1 protein-coding gene and 1 pseudogene are annotated in these 2,963 nt (G+C 46.7%); one reads left to right on the top strand and one right to left on the bottom strand.

Annotated features, from left to right (window positions below):
• Positions 1–102: pseudogene (locus tag PsAD46_RS28825) on the bottom strand (type VI secretion system tube protein Hcp); the annotation flags it as partial.
• A gap of 2,071 nt (positions 103–2,173) precedes the next feature.
• Here PsAD46_RS28825 and PsAD46_RS17240 point away from each other — a divergent pair.
• A complete protein-coding gene (locus tag PsAD46_RS17240) occupies positions 2,174–2,908 on the top strand; it encodes a DUF4132 domain-containing protein (RefSeq protein WP_084404450.1) in 735 nt (244 codons plus the stop codon).
• The last annotated feature ends 55 nt before the right edge of the window (positions 2,909–2,963 follow it).

The following is a 2,963-nucleotide window of genomic DNA, read 5'->3' as shown; positions in this document are numbered from 1 at the left end:
GCCTTCCTGCCACACGTTACCGACGGAATCTTCAGTAAACGCGCCTTGAGTGATTGGACCCTGAGTTGACCCTTCAATGGTGATATAAGCGGGTGTTGGCATAGTATGCTCCTGGTGAGCGCCCTCCATGTGCGGACAGACGCAGCAAAACAAATAAATGAACCCCATTTGATGAGAATGGGCCACAGCCCCAGACCCCAGTCTGCGACAGCGTACCAACACAACTGCAACTTGCATGCCAGAGTGAGAGAAATAGAAGAAGAGAGCACACCAGAACTCGCTTACTTGTTGAAATAACTAGAGAATAAAATCTAATGAGATTCAGATCTGACCTAAATCTAGATCGTAAAGGGGAGTAGTAACGGGCCAGAATTGGCCCGGAGACCTGCATCAGACTCGCAAAATTGGCGCAACTCCTTGAAAATACTAGGAAAAGAAGCAGGCCAAAAATGGCCTGACCTAAGCCAAAAATGGCTTCCCCTTGTAATATAAGGGAAAATTCAAACAGAACCTCAGAGCCGAGATGCTTTCAAAGTCCCGAACTTCCCCCAGAACAACCTATTTTCATGAAGTACGGTAAACATTAAAAACAGCAACCTGCTCAGGAAAGGTAATGTAAAATTACGAAAAAAACGCTCCAAATCTTCTATGCATGCGGGAGAGAATCTTCATGGAAGCTGACAAATAGCCATCACGGGACCTCAACGCCTGAATAGAAAAGTGATCATTTCCGCACTTCCATCAAAGGTTTACCTGCTCACCAAGAGGGTTGAGAGAGCCCATTAAGAACCACGTAGAAGGTATATATCGCTACTAAGGGCACTATTGGAAGCTCAACATGCAGACGGCATAATCAAGTGAGTCTAGCGCTATATGTTGACCTTCTAACTCGGGTACCCAATGACAACGAATTCAGCGAGAGCATTTGTCCTTTCACAACTGCTACAACCAGAGGCTCAACGGGACTTTGGTGTGTTGAACTCATATGTTCAAGCCTTAAGCCCATTCGACCGTGGCGCTATCCTTGCTACAATGTGGGGAAAGGCAGACTTTCAACAAACTGCGGGCGCTTCAATATCTGGGATACTCCGAGATATTGAAGAAGGAGGGCTGCACGAAACTGTCTACCTATTCTTCACACCCGAAGAAGCTGCTATCGCATTAAGTGGTTTAGCTCGAACAGAAATTATATCAGGTGGCTCTCACGAGAAAGACGTATGTTATCGTTATGTCGCCAAAATTCTTTTAGGAACGATTGGAACTCTCCCAGAAGAGGCTCTGGAAACGCTCCGTAAATTACATCCACGCATTAGCAAGGGCTCTGCTGATGTTGCCTTAATTGCGGCACATGCAATTGGAGATGACTTACTCCTGGACGCTGCACTCGTAAACATTGCCGTGAGAAACGATGGCCCGATCTCATTTGAAGAGTTCGAGGCTGTTGCAAGAGTGTCTGATCTGCGCACCTTGGCAAATGCAATATGCGAAATCAGCCCAGAGTTGTCGCATAGTATCCCAGTACACGATTCTGTTCTTGCTGATATTTCGGAATGGCGATTGTTTGCTGAACATGCTGTTGAAGAAGTGCTGAGAAGATCTCGCCGGATAGTTGCAGGTGCAGTCAAATATCAATCAGATAAGTTGACCAGTGTTGCAGAGGCTTCAGCTGTTGCGCGAGCAGTGAAACTTGCTTTGACAGAACGTCTGGATTGGGGACTGAAAACACTCGATGAACTTTGGGTTGGAGCTGCCCTTGCTCCTGATCACAAAGCCAAATCGATGCCTTCTCAATCGTTAAGTATTCAGCTTGGAAAGGTTGTCCGAGATGAACCTCAGCCCGAAGCTGTGTTGATTGCACAAAGAGTCACTCGAGAAATACGCCATGCTGGCGTTAAGAAGAAGCTACAGCGAACCACTAAAGAAGCTATACGAAACCTTTCTCTTCACCCAGAACGCGTTCTTGATCTGCTTACAACAGGTCACATTCCAGATGAGTTTACCAAGCTTATAAAACCAGCATTGGAAGGCATGTTGCTGCGCTTGTGGTGGTTGGATGTTTCCGTGTGGGCCAAACAAATGACAAACAAATCCTTATGGCCGATGACTAGTAAGCTAATCTGGGAAGTTGAAGACGAAGGGGACAGGTTTGTTGCAGTCCTCAAAGGAAAATCGAATGAAGGGATGTGGCTGCTTGTGGATGGTTCTACCCGCTTGGCAGCGGGTTCGGCTCTGGCATCCCGTAGAAAGTTCAAAAGAAGAGCGTCAAGAATGGCAATTTTTCGTTACCAAAGAGGGTATCAAACAACCCTTCCCGCAGGCTTCTCGGGAAATCTATCCAGTAATGGAAAATGAACTCAGCACAAACACATCCAGAATGTTTGCCGGTCACACAGTCAGTCAGGTCCCTCTATTCGGATTGTCACAACAAATGGGATGGAGACCAAGCGATTATGAGACTCTAGCAATCACTCTTGCTGGTAGAAGGTTTAATTTTGAAACCGGCATACGTACCTTTCCAGGGTGCACGGGAGAAGGAACAACAGGCAACTTCTCTTTAAAAGGGCCAGAAAAGAAGTTTGGTGATGTACCTCAGCGTGTATTGTCAGAGGCCTTTCGGCAAACTGATCTACTTGTAGCAACAGGAGCTGCAGGCGTAGAAGATATCTTGCTAGAAGATGCGTGGGATAAGACCAAAAGCTATCCGGGCCAGCAAAGCGTAAAGATGCGCAAGATTATGCTCCAGCTCACTCACCCTACTGCCTATGTAGAGGGGCGGTGGCTCATGCTTGCTGACGGATATCGAGTAAACTTAAGTACTGGACGTATTGTCTATAACTGTCCGTCGTCAAAGATAGTTGGACAAAATTGGCTTTCGATTAGTGGAGTGTCTGGCCCAATTGCGTGTTGATGTTAAGCGGCTTGTGCGTGGTAGCGCAAGCGTCGGTTTTGAATAGTTCTGCGTT

Origin of the sequence: Pseudovibrio sp. Ad46, assembly GCF_001623065.1 — a bacterium.
Classification (GTDB): Bacteria; Pseudomonadota; Alphaproteobacteria; order Rhizobiales; family Stappiaceae; genus Pseudovibrio.
This window is presented reverse-complemented; position numbering and strand designations above follow the sequence as displayed.